This window comes from Providencia huaxiensis (assembly GCF_002843235.3).
GTDB classification, from domain to species: Bacteria; Pseudomonadota; Gammaproteobacteria; order Enterobacterales; family Enterobacteriaceae; genus Providencia; species Providencia huaxiensis.
This window is the reverse complement of record NZ_CP031123.2, coordinates 2,227,071-2,251,099: the sequence shown is the minus strand read 5'-3', so window position 1 is coordinate 2,251,099 and position 24,029 is coordinate 2,227,071. Positions and strand designations below refer to the sequence as shown.

Below are 24,029 nucleotides of genomic sequence, written 5' to 3'. Positions count from 1 at the left end.
TCTCTTGTTAGGCAGAATGTAATCAAGTTTTTAACAAAAAGGATGAGAGAAGGTATTAGAGGACTAGGAATTATTCCTAGTTTTGTGAGGTTTTATCTCAAAATGTGGGCAAGTTAACACTTATTTGTGTTCCATTTTGGGTGGTCAGTGTCCAGTCACCGCCTAAGGCTCGAACTCTCTCCTCAATACCGCGCAAACCAAAGCCACTCGTGCGTTTGCTAAATGGAATACCAACGCCATTATCATCAACAACTAGCTGGATCGAGTCACCTATTTGCTTAAGAGATATGTGGATTTGTGTGGCTTTTGCATGTTTACTGATATTGTTTAGTAACTCTTGGACGAGACGATAAAGTGTAAACAAAACCGTTTCATTGATCGGTGTTTCTTGTAAGCCATAATGAAATTGGCACTGGATATTATTTTGTGGGAAAGAAAATTCAGCAATTAAGTGCTTAAGTGCATTTTCAAGGGACATTTCATCTAATACGGGAGGGCGCAATTGGCGTAACATTTGCCGCGTAGATTGGTGAATTTGCTGGGCTAATTCATTTATTTGGCTTGCAGCTTGGTGGCTAATATCATCTGGCGCCGTTTTTTTCACTAGCATCGACTGAATTTGGATGGCAGTAATATTTTGCCCAATCTCATCATGCAGCTCACGGGCAATCGCTTTTTTGATATCCTCCTCTGTGTGCACGAGCTGCCGCATTAAGTCGCGGCGTGCTTTTAACTCCTCTTCTAGGCGTTGGCGATAACGCTGTAAATTACTGGCTAATTGTTTCTGCCGGCTAATTGCTATCCCAAGCCCAATGCCAATTAAGGCCTGCGTGCTGAGAAACATTTCTAACTCTTCTAAATCGGCAAATGCCCCGTGAAATTGCCGTGCAAAAGTAATAATTAAACTGCCTAATAATGCAGAAAGTACGCCACCTTGCCAGCCATAGCGGTAGGCCATAAAAACGTTAGGAATAAATACCAGAAGGACAATTAACCGTTCGATTTCGGGGGCGAAAAAAACTTGGACACTGAGCCCGACAACACAAAATAGAAAACACCAAACAATTAAGGATGTGCGCAATTGTTTATCTGGCGTTCCATAATCCAGTAACATCTGGTAGTGCTGTTCGTGGAGATACTCATAAATAAGGTAAACAAAAGGAGAAAGGAGTATTCCCCCTGTGAATGTTGTTAGAAATAACTGGCTAATGGAATAGGGTGATAACCCACTGAATAATAAGGCATGTAATACACTATTTGCGGCAACACCTGCGAGCAATAATAATAATCGTTGCCAATATAACGTATAGCGCCACCAGATGTTTTGAATAACAAAAGCAACACCGAGACTTAATAATGGAGACAACAGCAAAACAGGTTGAAAGAGAAGTTGCTCCGATGATAACCAAAAATTCAATATTCCTTCGCTAAGCAGCAGTGTTGGCCAGTAGCGCCGCCAAAGGATAATCATCAATGCTAGGCGCAAGCCTTGTGGAAGAAACAACGTTGCCTGAAAACTGTTTTGACTTAAATAAAAGCCGATGATCCACAACCCAATCCATAACAGGGAATAGGTAAAAAATAAAAAGATGGATTGCAGCGTTAACCGTAAGCTTTTATTCATGCCTGAATTACCTTGAAATTAGGTTATGTTCTAACGCGTAATGAACAAGGTCGATGGTATTTTCACATTGTAGTTTGCCTAAAATATTTGCGCGGTGCACATGCACAGTTTTATGGCTTAGTTCAAGTTGCTCTGCGATCACTTTTACACTCAAGCCAGCCACTAATAAATCAAACACTTCCCGTTCTCGGGGCGTCAGTTCTTGTAGGCTTTTTTGCTGTTGTGGTGAATGGCGTAGCGCTCGCATAGCATCAGAGCATAGGTAGCAACCGCCTTGGTGTACAGAGCGAACCGCTTGGACTAGCTCTTCAGGGCCACAACGTTTTGTTAAGTAAGCACTGGCACCTGCATCTAAAGCACTTTGTACAAAGGCAGGGGTATCATAAATGCTCAATATAATGGTGCGAAAATCAGGTTTTTTTTGGCGTAACCGTGATAAAAGTTGTAAACCGTTTTCATCTGGCATCGAAATATCCATGATGGCAACATCAATATCTAAATTAAGCAAATTGGGCCAAGCCTCTTGAGCATTGGCATATTGCCCGACAACCGAAATATCAGGTTCAAGTGTCAAAAGTTGTGCGAAACCAGAACGCACAACGATGTGGTCATCAACTAACGCGATTTTTATCATATTTTTTATCAATTTGATGAGTAGGGTATTGGGAAATCTTATATCAATATAGGAAAAGATAAGCTAGAAGCAGAATGTAAAATTCTGCTGTTCATCCATAATGACGAGCAATTTTTTTATTGGGGTAAAATTTTCACGTAAACTTATTTATATTGAATAATAAATAACCAAAAAACAAGGTGTATAAAAATAGCGACAAACCCCCCATAGGGGTGTCTCCAAAAGGAGACATTTATCTTGTTGATAAATATAGATTTATAAGATTGGTGTTTAGGGTGTCTTAAATTAGCGACAATATTGAGAAAGAGATAAACCGTTTCAGTGTATCCAGAATCACTGAATGGACTGTAAAAGATAAATTGTCTTATTTTTTAATGTGTTAAAAAATAAATTGAAAAGTTGGCACGGCTTGTGCATAATAATATTCAGTTGCTCATTCAACTTCTTATGTAGGTCCAAAATTAGTTGGGTACATACCACATAAACTAAGAATGACGCCAAAGTAAGGTGCCTACCGTCCAACAGCACAGATATTCGCCTTAGGGCCTTATCAAACACAGGGCGACACGTGGAGTGAGGCACCACCTATATAATTATCTTTAATGTAAAGACATAATTATATAAAGCAGTAACCATCAGAGTAGTTGTTATCGCTGGCGGGGTAAAGGTGAGTCCTTTATCCCGCCTTCCTGTTTTATGCCCATCATAATGCCCGTCATACTTCGAACCGCAGCGTTGTTACCTGCGTTCAGCTACTCTAGTCACATACTTTTGTATGCTTCATAGAGATATCTTCTCTTGTCGCCTAGCTGCAATCCGAATTATTTAGGGCATAGCTGAAGATATTTTAGACGAGTCAGATATTAAACAATTCGCTTTATAGAATATACCTACCTGAAAACTATTGTCTTTTACCAATTAACTTGGCACGTTCATTGCTATTTCACTCTTATACTTAGTCTGATTTTAACGCTATGGGACACAGAATTTGGATTGTGCTTTTCGCATTACAGGGAGTTCTGCTACCATTGCAATACGTTTAATGGGTATGAGATGAATGTATTGAGTAAATGGCGTTTTTTCCCTCGCTCCTTGCGTCAACTAGTTGTGATGGCATTTTGGCTTGTACTGCTTCCTTTATTAGTATTAGCCTATCAAGCATATCAAAGCCTTGAGCAACTGAGTAACCAAGCAGCCAATATCAATAAAACCACGTTACTTGACGCACGGCGTAGTGAAGTGATGAGTAGCCTCGCATTAGAAATGGAGCGGAGCTATCGTCAATATTGTGTTTTGCAAGATGCCACATTGAAAACCCAATATCAGAAACAGTTTGCTGACTACCAGCAAATGTTTGAACGCCAGAGTACTATCTTACCCGCCTCGTCAGATACTTCCGCGTTGACTAAAACATTGGATGCGCTTAAGACGGTCACATGTGAAAACAATGAACCAACAGAAAAAATCACACGGGCTTTAGAACAATTTTCTACTGAGAATGCCTTATTAGTGCAAGAAACTCGAGATGTGATTTTTAGCCGTGGGGAACAGTTGCAAAAAGCGATTGCGAATAAAGGCCAACTATTTGGTTGGCAAAGTTTAATTTTATTCTTATTAAGCGCATTGCTAGTGGCACTATTCACTCGGATGATTATTGGCCCCGTTAAAGCTATCGAGCGAATGATTAACCGTCTCGGTACTGGGCGTACGATAGCCAATAATATTGAGCGCTTTAAAGGCCCTAGGGAGCTACGGACAATCGCACAGCGCATTATTTGGTTAAGTGAACGACTCGCATGGCTTGAATCACAGCGCCACGAATTTCTCCGCCATATTTCACATGAATTAAAAACGCCTCTTGCAAGCATGCGTGAAGGGACGGAGTTACTCGCGGACGAGGTTGCTGGGCCATTAACCGTGTCTCAAAAAGAGGTTGTAGAAATTCTTGATCACAGCAGTAAGCATCTTCAGCAACTTATTGAGCAATTACTTGATTATAATCGTAAGCTTGTAGATGACCCACCAGAAGCACAGATCGTTGATTTACAAAAACTCATTGAAGATATCGTCAAAGCACATAACTTACCTGCACGGGCTAAGAACATCAAAACAGAAGTGCGTTTAAAAGTGGATAGCTGTTTAGCTGAACCCTCACTTCTTGGGCGAGTTATTGATAATATCTATTCCAATGCGGTGCACTATGGTGGCGAATCAGGTAATATTTGGATCTCTAGTCGCCAAATAGGTAATAAACTTCTGATTGAAGTTGCGAATACAGGAACGCCAATTCCTGAATCTGAGCAAAGCATGATTTTTGAGCCGTTCTATCAAGGCTCATTACAAAGAAAAGGTGCTGTTAAAGGAAGTGGGCTAGGGCTAAGTATTGCGCAAGATTGTATTAAACAAATGGGAGGAGAACTTTCTCTCGTTCCCAATAAATCAGCAGATGTCTGTTTTAGAATTGAACTGCCTCTAACCGCAGAGAATGAATAATGGTAAATCGGTCTACAGGTGTTTGGGCGGTACTTTACCGTAACGCATCGTTAAATAAACATAATCAAAGAGTACCTTATGTGATGAGACGTACGGGGCTCAATTTTGGGGCGGTTTTATTTTCCCTAATTTTAAGTGGTTGTGTAGTCAAGAATGGTCAGTCACCACTCGAAACTCTGGCCCAAGTCGTTGTGCCAGAAGTTAAAGTTACAGACTACCGTTATACATCATGTGAAACGATTTGGAATAATGACCAGCCAACTGCACGGGAAAATGCACTATTTTGGTTGCGAATGATGGACTGTGCTGATCGCACTGAAACCAGTCAAGCACGTGAAGACGCAAGCAAAATAGAAGTAACAAACTGGTCGAGCGCATTTCAACATAATATTTTGTTGAATTCTGCGGATCCGTCCATTGCAGAGCGCCGTAAAATGCTTGATAGCATAAATACGTATAGTTTGAATTTTCCAACAGCCGTAAGGCCATTATTACAATTATGGCGTGAGCAACAAGTGCAAATTATCAACTTGTCAGACTCAGGGGCCCGCTATAAACGCTTACAGCAAGAAATGGATAGCAAACTCGACCGTTTAAAGGAAGATAATGCTAAATTGGCTTTCGAGCTGAATACGACCTCCCGTAAGCTTGAAAATTTAACGGATATTGAACGTCAGCTTTCTTCTCGCAAAAAAAGCACGAACGAAACCGAAAAAGACGTGGAAAATGGGGGGGAAGGAGATAAACCTATTTCCTCAGAAGAGCCAAAGCCGGGTAACAGCGTATCTTCTCCAGTAGAACAAAATTCATCGGAGAATGAACAAAAATGACGAATCGCAAGTCAGCAAGTTTATTGTTAGTTGACGATGACCCAAGCCTTCTTAAACTGTTAGGTATGCGCTTGAGTAGTGAAGGTTTTAAAGTCACTACAGCAGAAAGTGGTCCAGAAGCACTAAAAATCTTACAAAAAGAAAAGTTAGATTTAGTGATCAGCGATTTACGCATGGACGAAATGGACGGCATGGCGCTATTTGATGAAATTCAAAAAGCGCATCCAAATATGCCTGTCATTATATTAACGGCACATGGCTCTATCCCTGATGCGGTAGCAGCAACGCAGCGGGGCGTATTTAGTTTTTTAACTAAACCTGTCGATAAAGACGCGTTGTATAAAGCGATTGATGAGGCACTCGCGCTCTCTTCGACACCGATTAGCGATGAAGAGTGGAGCTCTGGCATTGTCACACGTAGCCCCTTAATGATACGGCTATTAGAACAAGCACATATGGTGGCGCAATCTGATGTTAGCGTATTAATTAATGGGCAAAGTGGTACAGGTAAAGAGGTATTAGCTCAGGCTATTCATAAAGCTAGTCCTAGGGCTCGTAAGCCATTTATTGCCATTAACTGCGGTGCACTGCCTGAACAATTATTAGAGTCTGAATTATTTGGCCATGCGAAAGGGGCTTTTACCGGTGCAGTCAGTAACCGCGAAGGGTTATTCTTTGCAGCCAGTGGTGGTACGTTATTTTTAGATGAAATTGGCGATATGCCAATGCCATTGCAGGTTAAATTATTGCGGGTATTGCAAGAGCGCAAAGTTCGTCCTTTAGGCAGTAACCGCGATTTAGACATTGACGTGCGTATTTTGTCTGCAACTCACCGTAATCTTCCTAAAGCGATGGAAAAAAATGAGTTTCGTGAAGACCTCTACTATCGCCTGAATGTGGTTAATTTACGTATTCCTGCGTTAAATGAGCGTTCAGAAGATATTCCTTTATTAGCTAATCACTTATTACGTGAATCTGCATCACGACATAAACCTTTCGTACGCAGTTTTTCCAGTGATGCAATGAAATGCTTAATAACAGCGAGCTGGCCGGGTAATGTCCGCCAATTAGTGAATGTTATTGAACAGTGTGTTGCATTAACTACGTCCCCAGTTATCAGTGAAGCGTTGGTTAGCCAAGCCCTGCAAGGTGAAAATACGGCCTTGCCGACATTCGTTGAAGCACGTAATCAATTTGAATTGAATTATTTACGTAAGTTATTACAAATGACGAAGGGAAATGTCACCCAAGCAGCTCGAATGGCAGGACGAAACCGTACAGAATTTTATAAATTACTTGGCCGCCATGATTTAGAAGCCAATGATTTCAAAGAATAAATAAGAATTATTTACCACATGGTTGTTATCGATTACATTATGTGGAATAAGGCAATTCATATTCACGCTCCGGGAGAAAAAACACCTTATGAGCCGTAAGCTTAATATTTCACTAGCACAACTTAATTGGTTAGTCGGTGACATCGAAGGCAACTGCGAACGCATGTTGCAAGTTGTGAGTGAACAAGCACCAAACACAGATATTGTCATGTTTTCAGAGCTGTCTTTGACAGGCTACCCACCAGAAGATTTGATTTTTCGTGGCGATTTTGAAGATCGTTGCGTCGCACAATTAGAACGTTTACAAAAAGCAAGCTCAGAGACAGCGATTATCGTTGGTCACCCATGGTATGAAGGGGATGATATCTATAATGCATTATCATTTTTCTACCAAGGTAAACTGCACGCACGTTATTTTAAACAAGAGCTACCCAATTATGGCGTGTTTGATGAGCCTCGTTATTTTACCGCAGATGAAAAAACCTGTGTCGTTGAATTTAAAGGCTATCAGCTTGGCTTATTGATTTGTGAAGATATTTGGTATGACGAGCCGGTAGATGCAGCCAAAGGGGCTGGCGCTGAAATATTATTGACAATCAATGCATCTCCTTATGACATTAATAAAGAACATATTCGAACCGATTTATTAGTCGAACATTGTAAACGCACTCATATGCCAATTGTGTATCTCAACCAAGTGGGTGGGCAAGATGAATTGGTGTTTGATGGCGGCTCAAAAATCATTGCAAACAAAGGCAAGCAAACCTTTAAATTGGAAGAGTTTAAAGAGCAGGTTATTACAGTGCAATTTGATGAACTTGCACTGGTGAGCGAAGGTAGTGTATTTATTGAAAATGACCCTGTTGCACAGGTATACCAAGCCTTAGTCATGTCAACTCGTGACTACATCAATAAAAATGGTTTTAATGGGGCTATTTTAGGGCTATCAGGGGGTATTGACTCAGGGCTGACAGTGGCTATTGCTGTTGATGCAATAGGGAAAGAGCATGTGCAAGCAGTGATGATGCCATTCCATTATACTTCTGAAATGAGTATTCACGACGCTAAAGAACAAGCTGATTTGCTTGGTGTTGAGTTTGATATCGTATCTATCGAGCCGATGTTTGATGCATTTATGGCGCAGTTAACGCCTATGTTTGAAGGGACTGCGGTTGATACAACTGAAGAAAACTTACAAGCACGGTGCCGAGCGGTTATTTTAATGGCGATGTCGAATAAACGCCGTCGCTTAGTGCTGACTACCAGTAATAAGAGTGAGTCAGCAGTCGGTTACTCAACGCTTTATGGTGATATGGCGGGTGGGTTTGATGTGTTAAAAGATGTGCCTAAAACCCTTGTCTTTGAGTTGGCTAAATACCGTAATACATTATCTCCTGCAATCCCACAACGTGTGATTGATAGGCCGCCATCAGCAGAACTTGCGCCAGGCCAATTAGATCAAGACAGTTTACCGCCTTATGATGTGCTAGACGCCTTATTAGAAGGTTATGTGGAAAAAGACTTGTCAGTGAATGACCTAATCAAACTTGGTTTCGATAAAGACGTAGTACGCAGAGTTGTGCGTCTTGTCGATATTAATGAATATAAACGTCGTCAGGCTCCGGTTGGGCCACGTATTACGATGCGTAATTTTGGCAAAGATCGCCGCTATCCGATCACCTCAGGTTTTGGCCGTAAAAACTGGTCATAACAGGAATTATTTATGAAAAAAATTGATGCAATTATAAAGCCATTCAAACTTGATGATGTCCGTGAAGCGTTGGCAGAAGTCGGTATTACAGGAATGACCGTAACTGAAGTGAAAGGTTTTGGTCGTCAAAAAGGGCATACTGAACTTTACCGCGGTGCAGAGTATATGGTCGATTTTTTACCTAAGGTAAAAATTGAAATTGTTGTCCCTGATGACATTGTTGAAAACTGTGTCGAAACCATTATGCAAACGGCACAAACAGGTAAAATCGGTGATGGGAAGATCTTTGTTTATGATGTCGCCCGCGTGATCCGTATTCGTACTGGTGAGCAAGACGAAGAAGCGATTTAGTCAATTTAAGTTGATATGAAAATGCGGTAACGGAAAATACACAGGAATGGGATTAGAATTGCGTATTTATTATGCGAGCCCGTTACCGCTAAATTAGAAAACTACGAACATTTAACTATTTAACCAATTTTCTTCAGTTAATATATTTCATAGAATGCTCTCCTAAACAGAAGAGCATTTTTTTGTGCATTAATTGAGGGGCAATACCTTGTGTGGTCCAAAACATTCATAGTGAATCGCATCGGCATCGACACCCATTGCAATTAACTGCTTACCTACGTGCTGCATAAAACCAACAGGGCCACAGAAATAGAACTGCATATTCGGTTGCTCAATCCATTCACGTACCAATTCTAAATTCATTAAACCTTCATATTGGTAATCAAACCCGAGGCGATCTTCCTCTCTTGGTTGATTAAACCAAATCGCAGATTGGCTAATTTGCTGTTTTGCTAGTAGTTGTTGAATCTCGTGCCTGAAGGCATGAACTGCACCATTCTCAGCGGCATGGAACCAATTTACTTGTGCGCTGTGAGCTTGTTCCGTTAGATGATTTAACATACTTAACATTGGGGTTAAGCCAACCCCTGCCGAAATTAGCGTAACAGGCGTTGTATTATCAACATCGATAAAGAAATCCCCACATGGAGGTGCGAGATGCACGCTGTCACCTTCATTTAATTGTTGATGTAAGAAATTAGAAACGGCGCCTTGGTCTTCACGTTTTACCGCAATACGGTAGCTACGACCATTAGGGGCAGTAGTCAGTGAGTATTGGCGGATTTCTTGGTTTTCAAATCCCGGGTTGTTGACATAAATCGTGATATATTGGCCTGGGCGGTAATCAGCGACAGGTTGCCCATCGACAGGAACAAATTCAAAACTTGTGATCACATCACTTTGTGACTGTTTTTGCGCTAATTTAAATTCACGTAAGCCTTCCCAACCCCCATTTTTATCTGCATTTTCTTGGTAAATCGCAGCTTCTCTACCAATAAAAATATCGGCTAAAACACCGTAAGCTCTTCCCCATGCATCAAGCACCTCTTGGCCTGGGTTAAGGAGTTCATCAATAGCCGCGAGTAAGTTTTCCCCGACAATAGGATAGTGCTCAGGTTTAATATTTAAGCTTACATGCTTTTGGGCGATTTTTTCGACAGCTGAAATGAGAGCTTCAGGAGTTTCAATATGCACAGCATATGCGCAGATAGCATTGAAAAGGGCTTCACGTTGGTCCCCATTCATTTGGTGAGTCATGTTAAAAATATCTTTTAACTCAGGATGCTGTTTAAACATCCTATCATAAAAATGTGCGGTCAGTTTTGGCCCTGTTTCAGCAATGGCAGGAATGGTGGATTTAACAATGGCGATGGTTTGGCTATCTAGCATACAGGTGCTCCTGAATTATTTTCATGTTCTCGTTATCGTTAAGGTAAAAAGCTATTTTTTGTAATATCAAAAATATCTCTTTGTACATCAGTGAGATAATATTATTTCATCTCAGTTAACCTCTATTTTTTGAGATCCATGAAGGCGATTTATAAAGATGTATTTTAAATACAACTTATAATATTTAAGGGTTTATGTAAAGACTCAAACTGGGAAAATAGGGTGAATTTAGGCACATAATGAGAAGGGGATTACAAATCTGGAGGTTTGTCCGTCAAAAATTAAAATTTGGGCTATTTTATAATGAAGCCTTCAGAAGCAAATGAAGTGAAATAAATTAATGCAATCGTTTGCGTATATTTTTTCTTTAGGGCTATCTCAAGAGTGAAAAAGAGTTTACACTGTGTGTCATTGCGATGAATCGATTTTCAACCTATTGAATTGCTGAGGCAGGAGAAGCGAATGTTAAAGCGTGAAATGAATATTGCTGACTACGATCCAAAATTATGGGAAGCAATGGAGCAAGAAGTACAACGTCAAGAAGAACATATTGAATTAATTGCTTCTGAAAACTATACCAGTCCACGAGTCATGCAGGCTCAAGGTTCTCAGCTAACCAATAAATATGCAGAAGGTTACCCAGGCAAACGCTACTATGGCGGTTGTGAGCATGTTGATGTGGTCGAGCAATTAGCGATTGACCGTGCAAAAGAGCTATTTGGTGCTGACTACGCAAACGTACAACCACACTCAGGTTCACAAGCTAACGCTGCAGTTTATATGGCGTTATTACAACCAGGCGACACCGTTCTGGGGATGAACCTTGCACATGGTGGCCACTTAACCCACGGTTCACCAGTTAACTTCTCTGGTAAACTGTATAACATCGTACCTTATGGTATCGATGAAAGCGGTAAAATTGACTACGACGATATCAAAGCGCAAGCGGAAAAACACAAACCAAAAATGATTATCGGTGGTTTCTCTGCGTACTCAGGTGTGGTTGATTGGGCAAAAATGCGTGAAATCGCAGACAGCATTGGTGCTTACCTGTTTGTTGATATGGCTCACGTTGCAGGTTTGATTGCTGCGGGTGTTTATCCAAACCCAGTGCCTCACGCACACGTTGTGACGACAACGACACATAAAACTTTAGCGGGTCCACGTGGTGGATTAATTTTAGCTAAAGGTGGTGACGAAGAATTATACAAAAAAATCAATTCAGCAGTGTTCCCTGGTTCTCAAGGTGGCCCTTTAATGCATGTTATTGCAGGTAAAGCGGTTGCTCTGAAAGAAGCGATGGAACCTGAGTTTAAAGTTTATCAACAGCAAGTTGCTAAGAATGCGAAGGCGATGGTCGATGTTTTCCAAAAACGTGGCTATAAAGTGGTATCTGGCGGCACTGAAAACCACTTATTCTTAGTTGATTTAGTTGATAAAGACATCACTGGTAAAGATGCAGATGCAGCACTTGGCCGTGCGAATATCACTGTTAACAAAAACAGTGTACCGAACGACCCTAAGAGCCCATTTGTAACGTCTGGTGTACGTATTGGTTCTCCTGCGATTACGCGCCGTGGCTTCAAAGAAGCAGAAGCGGGTGAGCTAGCTGGCTGGATGTGTGATATTCTAGACAACCTCAATGACGAAGCGACCATTGAGAGCGTGAAGCAAAAAGTATTAGCAATTTGCAAAAAACACCCAGTTTACGCATAACATAACGTAATATTAATTACCTAAACCCGCTTCTACATGCATGTATGAGCGGGTTTTTTGCATTGAAAAAACGGAGGAGTGATGGTCATTCCATCAACGCGTTGGCTAGCTATTGATTATTTTACCTACTTTTTTGCCTACAGTATTTTCTTACCATTTTGGTCAGTTTGGCTACAAGGTGAGGGAATTGATGCAGAAATGATTGGCGTTTTGTTAGGGGTTGGGCTAGCAGCCCGTTTCCTTGGCGCGATGTTTATTACTCCTTTAGTTAAAGAGCCCTCGAAGTTGATCACGGCTCTACGCTTACTTGCTGGGCTTTCGCTCATTTTCTCTGTTGGCTTTGCTCTGGGGTCTCACTGGGCATGGCTATTATTTGTGATGATTGGGTTTAACCTATTCTTTGCGCCGATGGTTCCACTGGGAGACTCTCTGGCGGGGGCATGGCAAAAACAATTTACCTTTGACTACGGCAAAATTCGCGTCTGGGGGTCGATAGCCTTCATTATCGGCTCCTCATTGATGGGGTATTTAGCTGGTGTTTGGGGTAATAAAGCCATCATGATGGCCTTGATAGTAAGCTGTTTAGCATTATTACTAGGCGCAATGCTGAAACCAGCAATTATGCCAATGGGGGCGGCGAAAGCGGATGGCGGTAATAAGGTTACATTTAAACAATTGATAGCAGACAAAAACGTCGTTAGGTTTCTCATCTGTGTCACGTTACTGCAAGGGGCTCACGCGGCTTATTATGGCTTTGCTTCCCTATTTTGGAAAGAAGCTGGTTATTCAGACTTAGTGATTGGTAATTTATGGTCGCTCGGTGTCGTTGCTGAAGTCATTGTATTTATGTTAAGCCACCGTTTATTTAGGCGTTGGAGTGCTCGCAATTTACTGCTGTTATCAGCCTTTTGTGGAATTATTCGCTGGGGCTTGATGGGCGCGTTTACGGCATTACCGGTGTTAATTGTGGTGCAAATCCTGCACAGTGGTACTTTTACGGTTTGCCACTTAGCGGCAATGCGTTTTATAAGTGCAAGAAAAGAAAATGAAATTATCCCATTACAAGGTGTTTACTCTGCACTTGCAACTGGTGGTGGGTTAGCTGTACTGACTATTATTGTCGGATACATTTATGAACGAGTACCTGCTCATCATGGCGTAGTTTTTTATTTAATGGCGCTTCTTGCTGTTCCTGCATTATTTATTCGGCCTAAAGTTACCGCTCAATCCTAAAATCACCAACCAAGCTATGAAAGGTGTTAAACCTATTTTATAGCTTGGTTTGGTATTGAATTTGTTTTCCAGTATCGTCAATATAAATCATTGTTATATTTTCTCCGTGATTAATATCAGCGGTTGAAAAGTAAGTTTGTGATGAAAATGGCTCTACCATCGAGCTTTTTGCAATAGAACGACTTTTATTATTAGCCAGATAGATATTGGCAATATTTAAAAAATAAGGGGTCGGGTTGTTGACGACAATACCGTCTTTAGCTAAATGAAATTGGATGTTTTTGATGACATTGTTTGGCTTTTCTGTGAGGTTTGTAGGGCGATAAAAAACTTTAATTCGTGTTTGAATGGCAAACTGTAGCATATTGGCACTATTTATTTGTTTTGGCTTTGGCGCAATGTCTAATACATTTAAATAAAATACAGACTCTTTATTCGTAGGGAGTTTGTCACCAATAAAACGTATTTGTAATTGAACTCCGTCATTTGCTGCGATTTTAGTGACGGGGGGCGTTACAATAAATAGTGCGTTCGTCGTTTCTGGTGTCGAGTCCGGATTACCTTCATCCACCCAGCTTTGAGTTAATGTGGCTTGTTCACTGTAATTAGTAAGTTGAATTCCGACGGACTTTTTATCACTAGGAAAAATAATTCGTGTTCCTTGTAAAACAAGACTTGCACTTGTTTGGAAGCTAAAAAATAGTAATGTAGCGAACCCTGTAATTTTAATGAATCCCACCATGGTATTTTCCTTGTTAATTATATGACATCACAACTGTTGCCGTACTTGAGACTTGCCCTTGAGTGACACTATTTGTGTTGTATGCATGGTAATAAGCTCCTAAATTTACTGAAAAAGAAGGGGAGATTGGATTTCCCTTGAGGACAGAAAAAATATTTGTCGCTCCATTTTTAGCTGCCACACTATCTGAAAGCACTAACGGTGTATTGAGATTACTTGCGCTAACTAATCGGAAGCCAACGCCTTTAGCGCCTTGGCTAATGGTATTATTCAATGTTGCTTTATCATTTGAGAGCAAATTGCTACTGGATAAAAAAATAGATACATCACGAGAAGCATTACCGCCTGCTAAAAAGTCTTGGCAAGTAAAATTAAGTGTGAATGGCGTGTAGCCCGCTCTGGTTACAGTTTTCACTACATTGATGCTTACTGGGGGTAGCGAAACGACTAAACCTTGGTTAACAAAATTACAGGTAGTGAGGATTGGATTATAAGTTAAGGTAATTGGTTGTAAGTAGATATCATCGGCACTGGTTGGCCATTGTAGCGTTAACAGAAAAGTGACTAATTTGACTACAATATCTAATAACCACTGTAGAATTCCCAAGCTGGATGCATCAGAGGCGAGTACAATAGGGGTAACTGTGGCGGTGCTTCCTGATACTTCGACATAGTTGGTTCCGGGTTTAGTCGCAAGCAAATTAAATTGAACGGTAAAATTTGTATCGAGTTCACTACCTTGATGTACACCTTCCGTAAGGCCGATAACCCTATCTTTTTCTAATGCAGTGACTGTAATTGAGACAAACTGCTTTCCACCATTAAAACCAATAGTGGCGGTTCTACCTTGGAAAGGAGATGCGATACCAATAGAGTTAGGAAAAAGTATCCCTCTTGCAGTACAGGTAAAAGTTCCAGGGTAGATGGTTCTACTATTTTTACTAACTTGAGTCGATGTACTAGTGAGCTCTGTCGATAAATCAAAAGTAAGAGCGGGAGCCGTCACGGTAGAAGTTTGTCTACAATGCGCTGAGGAATACTGGCTGTAAGCCAATATACTGGAAAGCATCAGTGCTAAAGTGATTTTTTTCATCATATTTTCCTTTATCGACAGAGGTTTTTGTTCTTATCCATCGTGTTGAGTAGCGGCTCGATAACACATGTCTGTTTCCCTTTAAGCTTTATGTGCAATGCCATCGGTAATTGCTCACTTTTGATATACATCACGCCAGATTGACCGACATAACCAATACTCTGTTGTTTAGCATCTGTGATTTCTGTTCCAAAAGGTAAGCTATCGCCATTAGCAAGAGCGCCACGGATGATATAAGTTTGTCGAGTATCAGTTTCGAGTTTGATGTAACTTACCGCCCCTTGATATGGACTTACATTTGCCATATTACCGAGCACCTCAGCGCCTGCGGTTTTCTCTGTATCTGTCAAGGTATAGGTATTGGTTCTATAGGGGGTGGAGTTAGCGACTAAAACAACACCTTGTTGATTAGTTAAGGTGGTTTTATCGGCATTGACCATCATGTCACTGGCCATTGGTGCATCAATGATGGTGTAGGTCTGTCCTGTTTCCCCTGAAAAAACAATATGTCCAGGAATAGCAACCAGAGTTCCTTTGGCGCCTAAACCCGTTTGGCGGTAATTATTGGCCTCTGTGTAAGATCCTGAAAGTGTGCTAGAGGGAAGCTGATAGCTGACGTTCCCACCAACTAAGTTATTACCACCGCTTTGGTTCGTTGCAGTTAACGTATAATTGACTTGGTCATTTTTACCTGCAATACCACTGACACTCAGCGTAGTTTGTTGATAACGAGAGTCGGTGAAATAGCTTCCCATACTAATATTGGCGCGTTTTTCAAATAAAGAAAAAGGAACACTAAAGTTGGCATAAATACGAGTTTCTTCTTCGCTGTCGTAATTGCGAACACGTGAAACAGACACACTATAGGAAATATCGTTATAATTGTTTGCGTAACCGGCTTGATATTCACGGCTATTACCGTTTGCATTCCAATAATCACGGTGTGTACCCGATATGAATACCGAACCATAACCATCAGCTAATTGTTGGTTTAAATTCAACGTAAATGTATTTTTAGCACGTGAACCACGTAAAGCGTCATAATTAGTGAGTGAAAGCTCAGGTGGAATATTATTGCCGAGTTTTTCTGATAACTGGTCTTGATAAGCTTTCCAAGCGCGATAATTATCTTGGGAATAAATGGCATCAATAAAGCTATAGTAACCACTTGTGGAATAACGATATGACGCCAAGGTTAAATTGGTCGATGTTGCATTAATATATTTGTTATAAGTCAGGCGGTAGCTTTGCCCACTGTGATTTCCTGAATCCAATTTAGTATTTGCTTGCGTAATGTCAGCTGAAATGGCTCCAAAACTAAAATTCCAACCACTCCCTATAACGCCAGAATAGTATTTTTCGCTAAATAGCATTCCTGCATAAAGCGTCACTAAATTATTTAACCCATAGTGAAACTCACCTTGAGTAAATTTGGGTTGATAATGGGTATTGTCAATTTTAGTTTGCCCAGCAATGAGGCTGTAATTATAAACGCCCTGTTTGAGCATGTCAGGTACAGCAGAATAGGGCACAGTAAAGGTTTCTTGTCTTCCATCAGCTTCTTGGACAACGACGAATAAGTCACCTCCACCAGCACTAGGCTGAAGGTCATTAAATGCAAACTCACCAGGGGGAACGCTTTCTTGATAAACCAGATTATTATTTTGGTACACGCTGACTAAGGCATTTGTTTGAGCGACACCGCGTATAATAGGTACAAAATTTTGACTTGAATTTGGCAACATACTAGCTTCTGTTGCCAATGCAATCCCTCGAACTCGAATACTATTAAATAGGGCTGCGGGTGTATAAAAATCACCTAATTTCAACCCGGATTTGATTGCACTAAGAGGACGATAAATATAACGGGTATTGTTTTTCCATTTTTGGCTACTATGAGAGCTATGTCGATAGCTGGATTCATCTCTAAATTGCCAAGCGCCTAAATTAACGCCTGAATTTAAGGTAGCAAAAAAATTGTCACTGCTGGTTTTAGAGTTTTTTTCTCTTTGTAACTATAATAATTTGTATTATAAGAAAAAATAATTGCAGGTTCGCCATAATTCCAGAGACTGGGGTCAACATAGTTAGCTTCGAGTTGTTTCAGAGCGACTTGAGGGACGGTAATATCGAGTCGTAGGTCGTTGATATTGAATTTATATTTTATATTGGCCACTAAATCATCAATAGGAATAAATGGCTGTTGTTTGGTTTGTTCAATCACCTCAGAAGATAAATTCAGGTTTAATTTCTGCACATCATCAGCAGCAAGGCTAATCAGTTTACCATCATTATTGATATCAATTTCAAATTGGCCTTTCCAACTATTATTTACATAAAGCTCGGCTAATTGTTTACCTGATGGAATTTTACTGTCGGTATAGAATCGTGAAATATCTCCTTGTGCAGATTTACCTACCAATAGGGAAGTCTCAAACTCGTCCGCTATTGAGTTCTTTTGATAACTTTGTAGTCCTATTAAGATTAGGAGGTAGAGATAGTTTTCTTTTTTCACGATGATTTCTTCTATTAAAGTTTAATGTTTTTAGATTTGAAAACACCATAGTCATCCACATACATTAAAATAAGATCGTGGTTTTTCATTGTTCCTTTAATAGGTAATTCTTTTTCAGACATAGGGGCAATCATCGCAGAATCAATTAATGAATTATTTTTATCGTCCGATGGTGTGATAGCTGCAATAGTTAAATGGTATTGCGAGTTATTTTTAACTAATATGTTATTATTTTTAATCTGGTAGCTCGCATGATTAATTATTTCATCGGAGGATTCGGTTAGCCCAATAGGACGATAAAAAATTTTAATTCGTGAGCGTGTGGCTAGCTGAATTGCATTCTTGCCTTTAGCAGATTCTGGAGTTTTAGGAATATCTAAAACATTTAAGAAAAATACACTTTCAACATTGTCAGGAAGTTTTCCGGGTATTTTTTTTATTTTTAATTGCTGACCTTGTAAACCTTCAATTTTAACAATAGGAGGGGATAAATAAAAAGGCGCTTCAGAATTCTCAGGTGTGGAACTTTCATCACCGTTATCAATCCATGACTGAACAAGAGACGATGTTTTGCTATTATTGGTTAATTGTACAGTAATACTATCAGCGTCAGCAGGATATATAATTCGAGTGCCTGTAATAATAACATTAGAAAATGTTGAGCTCGAAAATAAAATAGTGAGTAATAAAACTAGAGTTTTCATAATAGTATCCATTTAAAGCCAGGCTAATAAAAGCCTGGCTAAGTCATAATTATAAATAGGAAACTGTATATATTACATTTGATTGTAAAAGACCGACTTTGGCAGCAGTTGCATTAGTTTTATAATAACTGGCAATTAAATTGAGTGTAGCTCCTGTTGCACCACCAGTGTCAGCCCCTGTAAGGTTAGTATCAAAGGCCACATTGAGTGGAATTGCGGTTGTTGGAGTGCTGGTTTTAGATAAACTAAATCCAACATTTTTAGCAACGGAAGCATCATTTTCATTGACGGAAGTATTCACTAAATACAAACCGGAAGGGGAAATATTACTTGATGAATAAAAGTGTAATTTCAGATTACTTACAGGAGTGCTCGCAGGTGCGCAATCAGAGAAAGTTAAAGAAAATTGTTTTTGATTTTTAGAAATAACCGTCGCAGCAGTGGTCCCTGCATCTGTTACGGTTATTGGGTCAAGAACAACAGTCATATCGGCACTATTTCCGCCATTAATAGTACAAGTTGTATCGCTTATTGCTCCAGAAATTGAAATAATTCCTCCAGCACTATTAGTTATTGCAAGTGCTGAACCTGATATAACAGATAACGAAAGTAAAGACAGAGGTAGTATATATCTAGACATAATTAACCCCATAAGGTCAAAGTAAAATAAAGTGATATAACTTTGATTAACAGCCGAATGTAAATTAGCTGTGTTATTTTATGCTAGATATAAAATATATTTTTTTCAAATTAAAAGTCAAAAAAATATTTAATGAGATTAATGTCTTTTTTATATATATGAATTTAATGTGATATTGTTTTTCTAATTATTTCAATATTACTCGTAATAAGTGTAATTTTTTGATGATCAGTAATTTATCTTTTTGAGTATTTTTTGTTGTGCATGTTATTGTGACAAGGATAAAGATAAATTAACTTAACAATAAACAAAAGTTACATTAATTTGTGGGATCAAATAAAATTTAATTTATAAAAAATTAATTGATAATAAAATGGCAAGTCATAGTTAATGACTTGCCATTGAGATATAATCTTATCTTATAAGCTTGGCAGGAAGGTCGTAAATACAGGCATAAAAGTGACTAAGAGTAATACGATAATTAATGTTAAGAATAATGGCATAACTTCACGAATAAAATCAGAAATACGTACACCAGTAATCGATGTGGCAACAAACATGACTGTTCCCATTGGCGGTGTTAAACAGCCGATAGCTAAATTAAGGATCATGACAATACCAAAATGGATAGGGTCAATTCCTAAAAGTTTTACCGTAGGCATTAATAATGGAACAAGAACAATAATTGCGGCATTACCTTCAATAAACATACCTAAAATTAAGAGCACAGCATTGACAATCATTAAGAAAACATATGGATTGTCAGAGAAATTGGTCATCATTTTGGCGACATCTTGTGCCACTTGCTCATTCGTCAATACCCAAGCTAGTGCAGAACAAGTCATGATAATCAACATAATACTTGCTGTAGAACGCGCTGTTTCTAAAAATGAGGCGGCAATGTCTTTTAACTTCATTTCGCGATAAAAGAAAGTACCAATTATAATAACGTAAAGTACAGCTATCGCACCCGCTTCGGTCGGTGTAAAGATCCCAAAGCGAATTCCACCAATAATAACGAGCACTAAAAGGAAAGCAGACATCGCCCCTTTACCTGTTTGGTAAACTTCAGCAAATGTAGGAGCTTTATCTCTAGCAGGTTTGTATCCACGTTTTTTTGCAATAAGATAAATGGCAAACATTAAAGCAACGCAGCACATTAAACCTGGAATGATCGCGGCCATGAACATCTTGCCAATAGAAACATCAGCAACAAATCCATAGATGATTAATGCAATACCGGGTGGAATAATAGGTGTTATTAATGACCCTGCAGCGGTAACAGCGGCAGAGAAGCTTTTCCCATAACCTAATTTGGTCATCTCGGGCACTAGCATTTTAGATAACATTGCACAGTCAGCAAGGTTAGATGCAGAAAGCCCACCCATCATTGTACTTAATAATACGTTAGATTGGGCAAGTCCCCCTGGATAGTGACCAGACAGTGTGCCAGTAAATTTTAACATTCGGCTAGTGATACCGGTGTAATTCAAAAGGTTACCTAACAGAATGAAAAAAGGGATTGCGAGTAATGTGACATTTTCTCCTGCCCCAATAATGCGCTGCACGGCAATAAGAGGAGAGATATCACCGACAGAAAAGAAATAAGTGAGCAATGCAATAAGCACACTTAAAAAAATAGGAACATTAATTAAAAAGCAAAATATTAATACGATACAGGCGATAACTACTGACATGGTTTATCTCCTTTTATTAATTTACTCATGTCTTCCAGTAAATGTTGAATAGAAAATAACACCATGATGGATGCACCAATAGGAACAGAAAGGTCGATATAGTAATAAGAAACACCAATAATTGGTGTTATTTTATCTTCTGCGATAATCGAGAGTTCATATCCTAGATAGCCAAAAATTGATAAAGCAATAATGGCCATAATATGAGTGATAACCGCGATAGCTAATTGTACTTTTTCAGGAAATAAAGAGGTAATTGCATCAATACTGACATGCATTCTTTTACCCGCAGCGGATGCTGCACCAATCATCACCAACCAAATGTAGCAAATGATTAAAACTTCCTCACTCCACATTAAAGGGTCATTAAGAAGCCAGCGCATGAATACAGCAAGAATAGTAATAATGACAATAGCGGCAACGGCAAGTGATGCCACTATATCACTTAATTTCCCCAGAAATTTAAACATAAAAGATCCTTGCGAGAACAATAGTTAACCGTTTGTGTTGTTAAAATATTGGCGGTGAGTACCGCCAAGTCATAGGGTTAATTATTAATAATATCTTGAGTTTGTTGATATAAGTTCGCAGACCATTCAGGGAACTCATTATAGAAAGGTTTAGATTTTTCTTTGAAGAGCGCTCTATCTACTTCAACAACCGTGACGCCTTCACTTTTCATTTTTTCAATAATTTCTTTTTCTTGTTGTAGGACTAAATCTGTTAAGAATTGCCCAGCTTCATTGCCTGATTCAACTAAAGCCTGTTGAATATTTTCGGGTAATTTATCATAAGTTTTACTGCCCATGACTAAGTTGGTCACGTTCTCTACATGGCCCGTTAGGATCAAGAACTTAGCTGCTTCATGGTGTTTTTGCCCATATAGCACTGGGATTGGGTTTTCTGCGCCATCAATAATTTTAAGATTAAGTGCAGTATAAACTTCAGCTAAAGGTAATGGTGTGGGTGTGGCACCCATTGCCTCTAAACCTTTAATTTGAATTTTATTATTGGGAACGCGAATTTTTAAACCTTTTAGGTCATCTGGGGTTTGGATCATTTTATTGGCTAAAATATGGCGTGAACCATATAGCCAATCTTTAGAAACGACATGAAGGCCTTTTTTATCTAATTGTTGTTCTAAAGAACCATACCAAGGCGAGGCGTTCAATTTAAAAATATCTTTATAAGATAGCCCTAAATATGGTCCAAACATAATGCCGTAATCAGGTACATAATCAGAGAAGAAGGCACCATCCGCTAAAGTAATTAATGGGCTACCTAACTTCATTTGTTCGATGACATCTTTTTTAGAACCTAATTGCGAACTTGGATAAGGGATTAATTCACCTTCACCATTGGTTTTTTCATTGAATTTTTTTGCCCATTCGTGGATAGCTAAGTCAAATGGCTCTCCGGGGTTATTTTCATAAGCAACTTTTAGCTTATATTTAGCATCTGCAAATGCTGCTCCTGTCATGCTGCCCATTAATAGCATTGTGCTGAGTGTTAAGCTAAGAAGTGTTTTTCCGTTTAATGTGCTCAGTTTCATAAATGTATCTCCTGTAGGGGGATTTATTGTTTTAAGTATTTATTATTTCTTTCTAACAAACGTATTTTTTGCGTAGCATTGATTCTGTACCATTACTCAGAATCTCAGTAATTTTCTGGCTCACATCATCCTGTAATTTCGGTATTTCGTTGAGGTCTAATCCCCATAAATCAGACATCGCTAGCACATTTTCAGTAAGTTGTTTTACATTTGAGTCATAGAGTTCATTCCAAGCTTTAAAGCGTTCCAGTAAATAATCATCATCATTTAAAGGAATGATTTTCCCAGCCTGCTCTCCTCGGTAGAAAACAATCAACGCAGCAAGTGAAAATGAAATGCAATAAGGGATTTTATTGTATTTATTAACGTAAGAGATTAATTGGGGTAATAAGCGAGTTTTAAATTTAGTTAGTGAGTTAAGCGAAATTGAGATTAATTCATGTTCTATATATGGGTTATTAAAACGGTCAATCACTGCGGAAGCAAAAGCTGCGAGCTCCGAAGGGCTTTGAGATAAAACAGGAATAACTTCATTATCAATTAAATCTTTAATGAAAGATAAGAAAATGGGGTTGGTAGTGACATCACGAACAGTTCTAATGCCTGCTAAGTAAGCAACGGGAACCATCGCAGTGTGTGCACCATTCAAAATTGCCACTTTACGCTCTTTATAGGGTTTTATATCGTCGACAACTTTGATATTTAATGGTAATTCATTTAGTTTTAGTTTTTGCTCTAATACTTTTGGTCCTTGAATGACAAACAAGTAGAAATATTCAGCCGTGACGAGAAAATCGTCTTTATAACCTAATTCTTTTTCTAGTTTTTCAATTTCATTTTTTGGATAACCAGTAACAATTCTATCGACTAATGTAGAACAAAACGTATTACTGTCATTTAGCCAAGCAATGAAATCTGCGGGAAGTTTCCAGTCTTGCGCATGTTTATTCACAAACTCTTGTAACTTGTCGCCATTATAGTCAATTAACTCACATGGGATGATGATTAACCCTTTACTGTTATCGCCATTAAAATATTGAAAGCGGTGAAATAAAAATTGCGTAAGTTTAGCAGGGAAACTACTTGCCGGCGTATCTTCTAGGCGTACATCGTGCTTATATACGATCCCTGCTTCAGTTGTGTTAGAGAATACCCATTGCAAGTCAGGATTTTCTGCACACTTTAAAAATTTATCATATTCAGAGTAAATAAGTATTTCACGATTAACGGAATTAATTATTCTTATATTAGAAACGCTTTGTTTTTGTTCATTAATTCCCCTGGTGATGGCGGTATAAAGTCCATTTTGTTGATTAATTGAGGGATGTGATGAGTCAATTGGCCTAACAATAGTAATACCACTATTGAAGTCTGTTTTTTCATTCAGTTGGTCAACCATCCAGTCGATAAAAGCACGTAGAAAATTACCTTCTCCGAATTGTAGAATTCTTTCTGGGTATTGCTTGTTAGCCATTGACTGTCGATTTAAGTAATCCATGACCATTCCTCTAGTTATTATGTGTATTAATCATCTGGTGTTGACTCAGACTAGAAGTATTTTTTTCTATGGACTATTAATTGAATCAATTTTGTGGAATGAATGGCTTTTTGATGTTTTTAATGTGTTTTTTATCAGTTAAAAACAGACAGGTTATTGATGGATTAAATGTGTTTAATAAGTATTTATTTTAATTAATTGAAAAATAACAAATATTTTAGGTTGTTATAATTTTGAATAATAATAATTTTATAATTGAGTTGTTTTTTT

20 protein-coding genes and 1 pseudogene are annotated in these 24,029 nt (G+C 39.0%); 7 read left to right on the top strand and 14 right to left on the bottom strand.

The window, feature by feature from the left end; all coding sequences use genetic code 11:
* Positions 1-97: 97 nt before the first annotated feature.
* Both CYG50_RS12165 and CYG50_RS12160 read right to left on the bottom strand, forming a co-directional pair.
* Complete coding sequence (locus CYG50_RS12165; protein ID WP_102137528.1) at positions 98-1,624, bottom strand: MASE1 domain-containing sensor histidine kinase; 1,527 nt, start codon at positions 1,622-1,624, stop codon at positions 98-100.
* Positions 1,625-1,631: 7 nt separating this feature from the next.
* Positions 1,632-2,258 (bottom strand): response regulator transcription factor, encoded by a 627-nt coding sequence (locus CYG50_RS12160; protein WP_102137529.1) that lies wholly within the window; start codon positions 2,256-2,258, stop codon positions 1,632-1,634.
* Between the two features lie 1,053 nt (positions 2,259-3,311).
* Here CYG50_RS12160 and CYG50_RS12155 point away from each other — a divergent pair.
* The 5 genes from CYG50_RS12155 (at position 3,312) to glnB (ending at position 8,980) form a co-directional block, all read left to right on the top strand.
* A complete protein-coding gene (locus CYG50_RS12155; protein WP_102137530.1) occupies positions 3,312-4,751 on the top strand; it encodes a sensor histidine kinase in 1,440 nt (479 codons plus the stop codon).
* The gene (qseG, locus tag CYG50_RS12150; RefSeq protein WP_102137531.1) at positions 4,751-5,581 is read left to right on the top strand and encodes a two-component system QseEF-associated lipoprotein QseG; all 831 of its coding nucleotides are present in this window, start codon (positions 4,751-4,753) and stop codon (positions 5,579-5,581) included. Before CYG50_RS12155 ends, qseG begins: the two co-directional genes overlap by 1 nt.
* On the top strand, positions 5,578-6,918 hold the full coding sequence (gene glrR, locus CYG50_RS12145) for a two-component system response regulator GlrR (protein ID WP_102137532.1): 1,341 nt from the start codon (positions 5,578-5,580) through the stop codon (positions 6,916-6,918). Before qseG ends, glrR begins: the two co-directional genes overlap by 4 nt.
* Positions 6,919-7,006: 88 nt before the next feature.
* Positions 7,007-8,629 (top strand): NAD+ synthase, encoded by a 1,623-nt coding sequence (locus CYG50_RS12140; protein WP_102137533.1) that lies wholly within the window; start codon positions 7,007-7,009, stop codon positions 8,627-8,629.
* A 12-nt stretch (positions 8,630-8,641) separates the two neighbouring features.
* Positions 8,642-8,980: a nitrogen regulatory protein P-II gene (gene glnB, locus CYG50_RS12135; protein ID WP_004912721.1), complete on the top strand. Its 339-nt coding sequence runs from the start codon at positions 8,642-8,644 to the stop codon at positions 8,978-8,980.
* Between the two features lie 189 nt (positions 8,981-9,169).
* On the opposite strand, the gene hmpA is transcribed toward glnB, so the two are convergent.
* On the bottom strand, positions 9,170-10,369 hold the full coding sequence (gene hmpA / locus CYG50_RS12130; protein WP_102137534.1) for an NO-inducible flavohemoprotein: 1,200 nt from the start codon (positions 10,367-10,369) through the stop codon (positions 9,170-9,172).
* Positions 10,370-10,831: 462 nt separating this feature from the next.
* Here hmpA and glyA point away from each other — a divergent pair, with 462 nt between their 5' ends.
* A complete protein-coding gene (gene glyA / locus CYG50_RS12125) occupies positions 10,832-12,085 on the top strand; it encodes a serine hydroxymethyltransferase (protein ID WP_102137535.1) in 1,254 nt (417 codons plus the stop codon).
* Between the two features lie 81 nt (positions 12,086-12,166).
* Positions 12,167-13,318, top strand: coding sequence for a 3-phenylpropionate MFS transporter (locus CYG50_RS12120; protein WP_102137536.1), 1,152 nt, complete (start codon positions 12,167-12,169; stop codon positions 13,316-13,318).
* Positions 13,319-13,355: 37 nt separating this feature from the next.
* Here CYG50_RS12120 and CYG50_RS12115 read toward each other — a convergent pair whose 3' ends face one another.
* The 11 genes and pseudogenes from CYG50_RS12115 to CYG50_RS12075 all read right to left on the bottom strand — a co-directional run bounded on the left by CYG50_RS12115 (position 13,356) and on the right by CYG50_RS12075 (position 23,759).
* Entirely contained in the window at positions 13,356-14,060 is a 705-nt protein-coding gene (locus CYG50_RS12115) for a fimbrial biogenesis chaperone (protein ID WP_102137537.1), read from the bottom strand.
* A 13-nt stretch (positions 14,061-14,073) separates the two neighbouring features.
* On the bottom strand, positions 14,074-15,153 hold the full coding sequence (locus CYG50_RS12110) for a fimbrial protein (RefSeq protein WP_102137538.1): 1,080 nt from the start codon (positions 15,151-15,153) through the stop codon (positions 14,074-14,076).
* An 11-nt stretch (positions 15,154-15,164) separates the two neighbouring features.
* Entirely contained in the window at positions 15,165-15,458 is a 294-nt protein-coding gene (locus CYG50_RS23130) for a FimD/PapC C-terminal domain-containing protein (RefSeq protein WP_238706860.1), read from the bottom strand.
* A 15-nt stretch (positions 15,459-15,473) separates the two neighbouring features.
* Positions 15,474-17,063 (bottom strand): annotated as a pseudogene (locus CYG50_RS23125) (fimbria/pilus outer membrane usher protein); the annotation flags it as partial.
* Between the two features lie 50 nt (positions 17,064-17,113).
* Positions 17,114-17,668: a FimD/PapC N-terminal domain-containing protein gene (locus CYG50_RS23120; protein ID WP_238706850.1), complete on the bottom strand. Its 555-nt coding sequence runs from the start codon at positions 17,666-17,668 to the stop codon at positions 17,114-17,116.
* A 14-nt stretch (positions 17,669-17,682) separates the two neighbouring features.
* On the bottom strand, positions 17,683-18,372 hold the full coding sequence (locus CYG50_RS12100) for a fimbrial biogenesis chaperone (RefSeq protein WP_168222853.1): 690 nt from the start codon (positions 18,370-18,372) through the stop codon (positions 17,683-17,685).
* A gap of 49 nt (positions 18,373-18,421) precedes the next feature.
* Entirely contained in the window at positions 18,422-19,012 is a 591-nt protein-coding gene (locus tag CYG50_RS12095) for a fimbrial protein (protein ID WP_036958998.1), read from the bottom strand.
* A 419-nt stretch (positions 19,013-19,431) separates the two neighbouring features.
* Positions 19,432-20,709, bottom strand: a complete 1,278-nt coding sequence (locus tag CYG50_RS12090; protein ID WP_102137540.1) for a TRAP transporter large permease — start codon at positions 20,707-20,709, stop codon at positions 19,432-19,434.
* Complete coding sequence (locus tag CYG50_RS12085; RefSeq protein ID WP_004264924.1) at positions 20,700-21,179, bottom strand: TRAP transporter small permease; 480 nt, start codon at positions 21,177-21,179, stop codon at positions 20,700-20,702. The genes CYG50_RS12090 and CYG50_RS12085 overlap by 10 nt, the downstream gene beginning before the upstream one ends.
* Before the next feature lie 77 nt (positions 21,180-21,256).
* Entirely contained in the window at positions 21,257-22,261 is a 1,005-nt protein-coding gene (locus tag CYG50_RS12080) for a C4-dicarboxylate TRAP transporter substrate-binding protein (protein ID WP_102137541.1), read from the bottom strand.
* A 52-nt stretch (positions 22,262-22,313) separates the two neighbouring features.
* On the bottom strand, positions 22,314-23,759 hold the full coding sequence (locus tag CYG50_RS12075; protein WP_168222852.1) for a tagaturonate reductase: 1,446 nt from the start codon (positions 23,757-23,759) through the stop codon (positions 22,314-22,316).
* Positions 23,760-24,029 lie beyond the last annotated feature (270 nt).

What these genes read in the sequence shown, in the direction of transcription:
- CYG50_RS12115 (WP_102137537.1), bottom strand. Translation starts at nt 14,060, where the DNA reads ATGGTGGGATTCATTAAAATTACAGGGTTCGCTACATTACTATTTTTT.
- CYG50_RS12100 (WP_168222853.1), bottom strand. Translation starts at nt 18,372, where the DNA reads ATGAAAACTCTAGTTTTATTACTCACTATTTTATTTTCGAGCTCAACA.
- glrR (WP_102137532.1), top strand. Translation starts at nt 5,578, where the DNA reads ATGACGAATCGCAAGTCAGCAAGTTTATTGTTAGTTGACGATGACCCA.
- CYG50_RS12120 (WP_102137536.1), top strand. Translation starts at nt 12,167, where the DNA reads ATGGTCATTCCATCAACGCGTTGGCTAGCTATTGATTATTTTACCTAC.
- hmpA (WP_102137534.1), bottom strand. Translation starts at nt 10,369, where the DNA reads ATGCTAGATAGCCAAACCATCGCCATTGTTAAATCCACCATTCCTGCC.
- CYG50_RS12090 (WP_102137540.1), bottom strand. Translation starts at nt 20,709, where the DNA reads ATGTCAGTAGTTATCGCCTGTATCGTATTAATATTTTGCTTTTTAATT.
- CYG50_RS12080 (WP_102137541.1), bottom strand. Translation starts at nt 22,261, where the DNA reads ATGAAACTGAGCACATTAAACGGAAAAACACTTCTTAGCTTAACACTC.
- CYG50_RS12160 (WP_102137529.1), bottom strand. Translation starts at nt 2,258, where the DNA reads ATGATAAAAATCGCGTTAGTTGATGACCACATCGTTGTGCGTTCTGGT.
- CYG50_RS23130 (WP_238706860.1), bottom strand. Translation starts at nt 15,458, where the DNA reads ATGGCAAATGTAAGTCCATATCAAGGGGCGGTAAGTTACATCAAACTC.
- CYG50_RS12155 (WP_102137530.1), top strand. Translation starts at nt 3,312, where the DNA reads ATGAATGTATTGAGTAAATGGCGTTTTTTCCCTCGCTCCTTGCGTCAA.
- CYG50_RS12110 (WP_102137538.1), bottom strand. Translation starts at nt 15,153, where the DNA reads ATGAAAAAAATCACTTTAGCACTGATGCTTTCCAGTATATTGGCTTAC.
- CYG50_RS12075 (WP_168222852.1), bottom strand. Translation starts at nt 23,759, where the DNA reads ATGGATTACTTAAATCGACAGTCAATGGCTAACAAGCAATACCCAGAA.
- CYG50_RS12140 (WP_102137533.1), top strand. Translation starts at nt 7,007, where the DNA reads ATGAGCCGTAAGCTTAATATTTCACTAGCACAACTTAATTGGTTAGTC.
- CYG50_RS12095 (WP_036958998.1), bottom strand. Translation starts at nt 19,012, where the DNA reads ATGTCTAGATATATACTACCTCTGTCTTTACTTTCGTTATCTGTTATA.
- CYG50_RS12165 (WP_102137528.1), bottom strand. Translation starts at nt 1,624, where the DNA reads ATGAATAAAAGCTTACGGTTAACGCTGCAATCCATCTTTTTATTTTTT.
- CYG50_RS12085 (WP_004264924.1), bottom strand. Translation starts at nt 21,179, where the DNA reads ATGTTTAAATTTCTGGGGAAATTAAGTGATATAGTGGCATCACTTGCC.
- glnB (WP_004912721.1), top strand. Translation starts at nt 8,642, where the DNA reads ATGAAAAAAATTGATGCAATTATAAAGCCATTCAAACTTGATGATGTC.
- qseG (WP_102137531.1), top strand. Translation starts at nt 4,751, where the DNA reads ATGGTAAATCGGTCTACAGGTGTTTGGGCGGTACTTTACCGTAACGCA.
- glyA (WP_102137535.1), top strand. Translation starts at nt 10,832, where the DNA reads ATGTTAAAGCGTGAAATGAATATTGCTGACTACGATCCAAAATTATGG.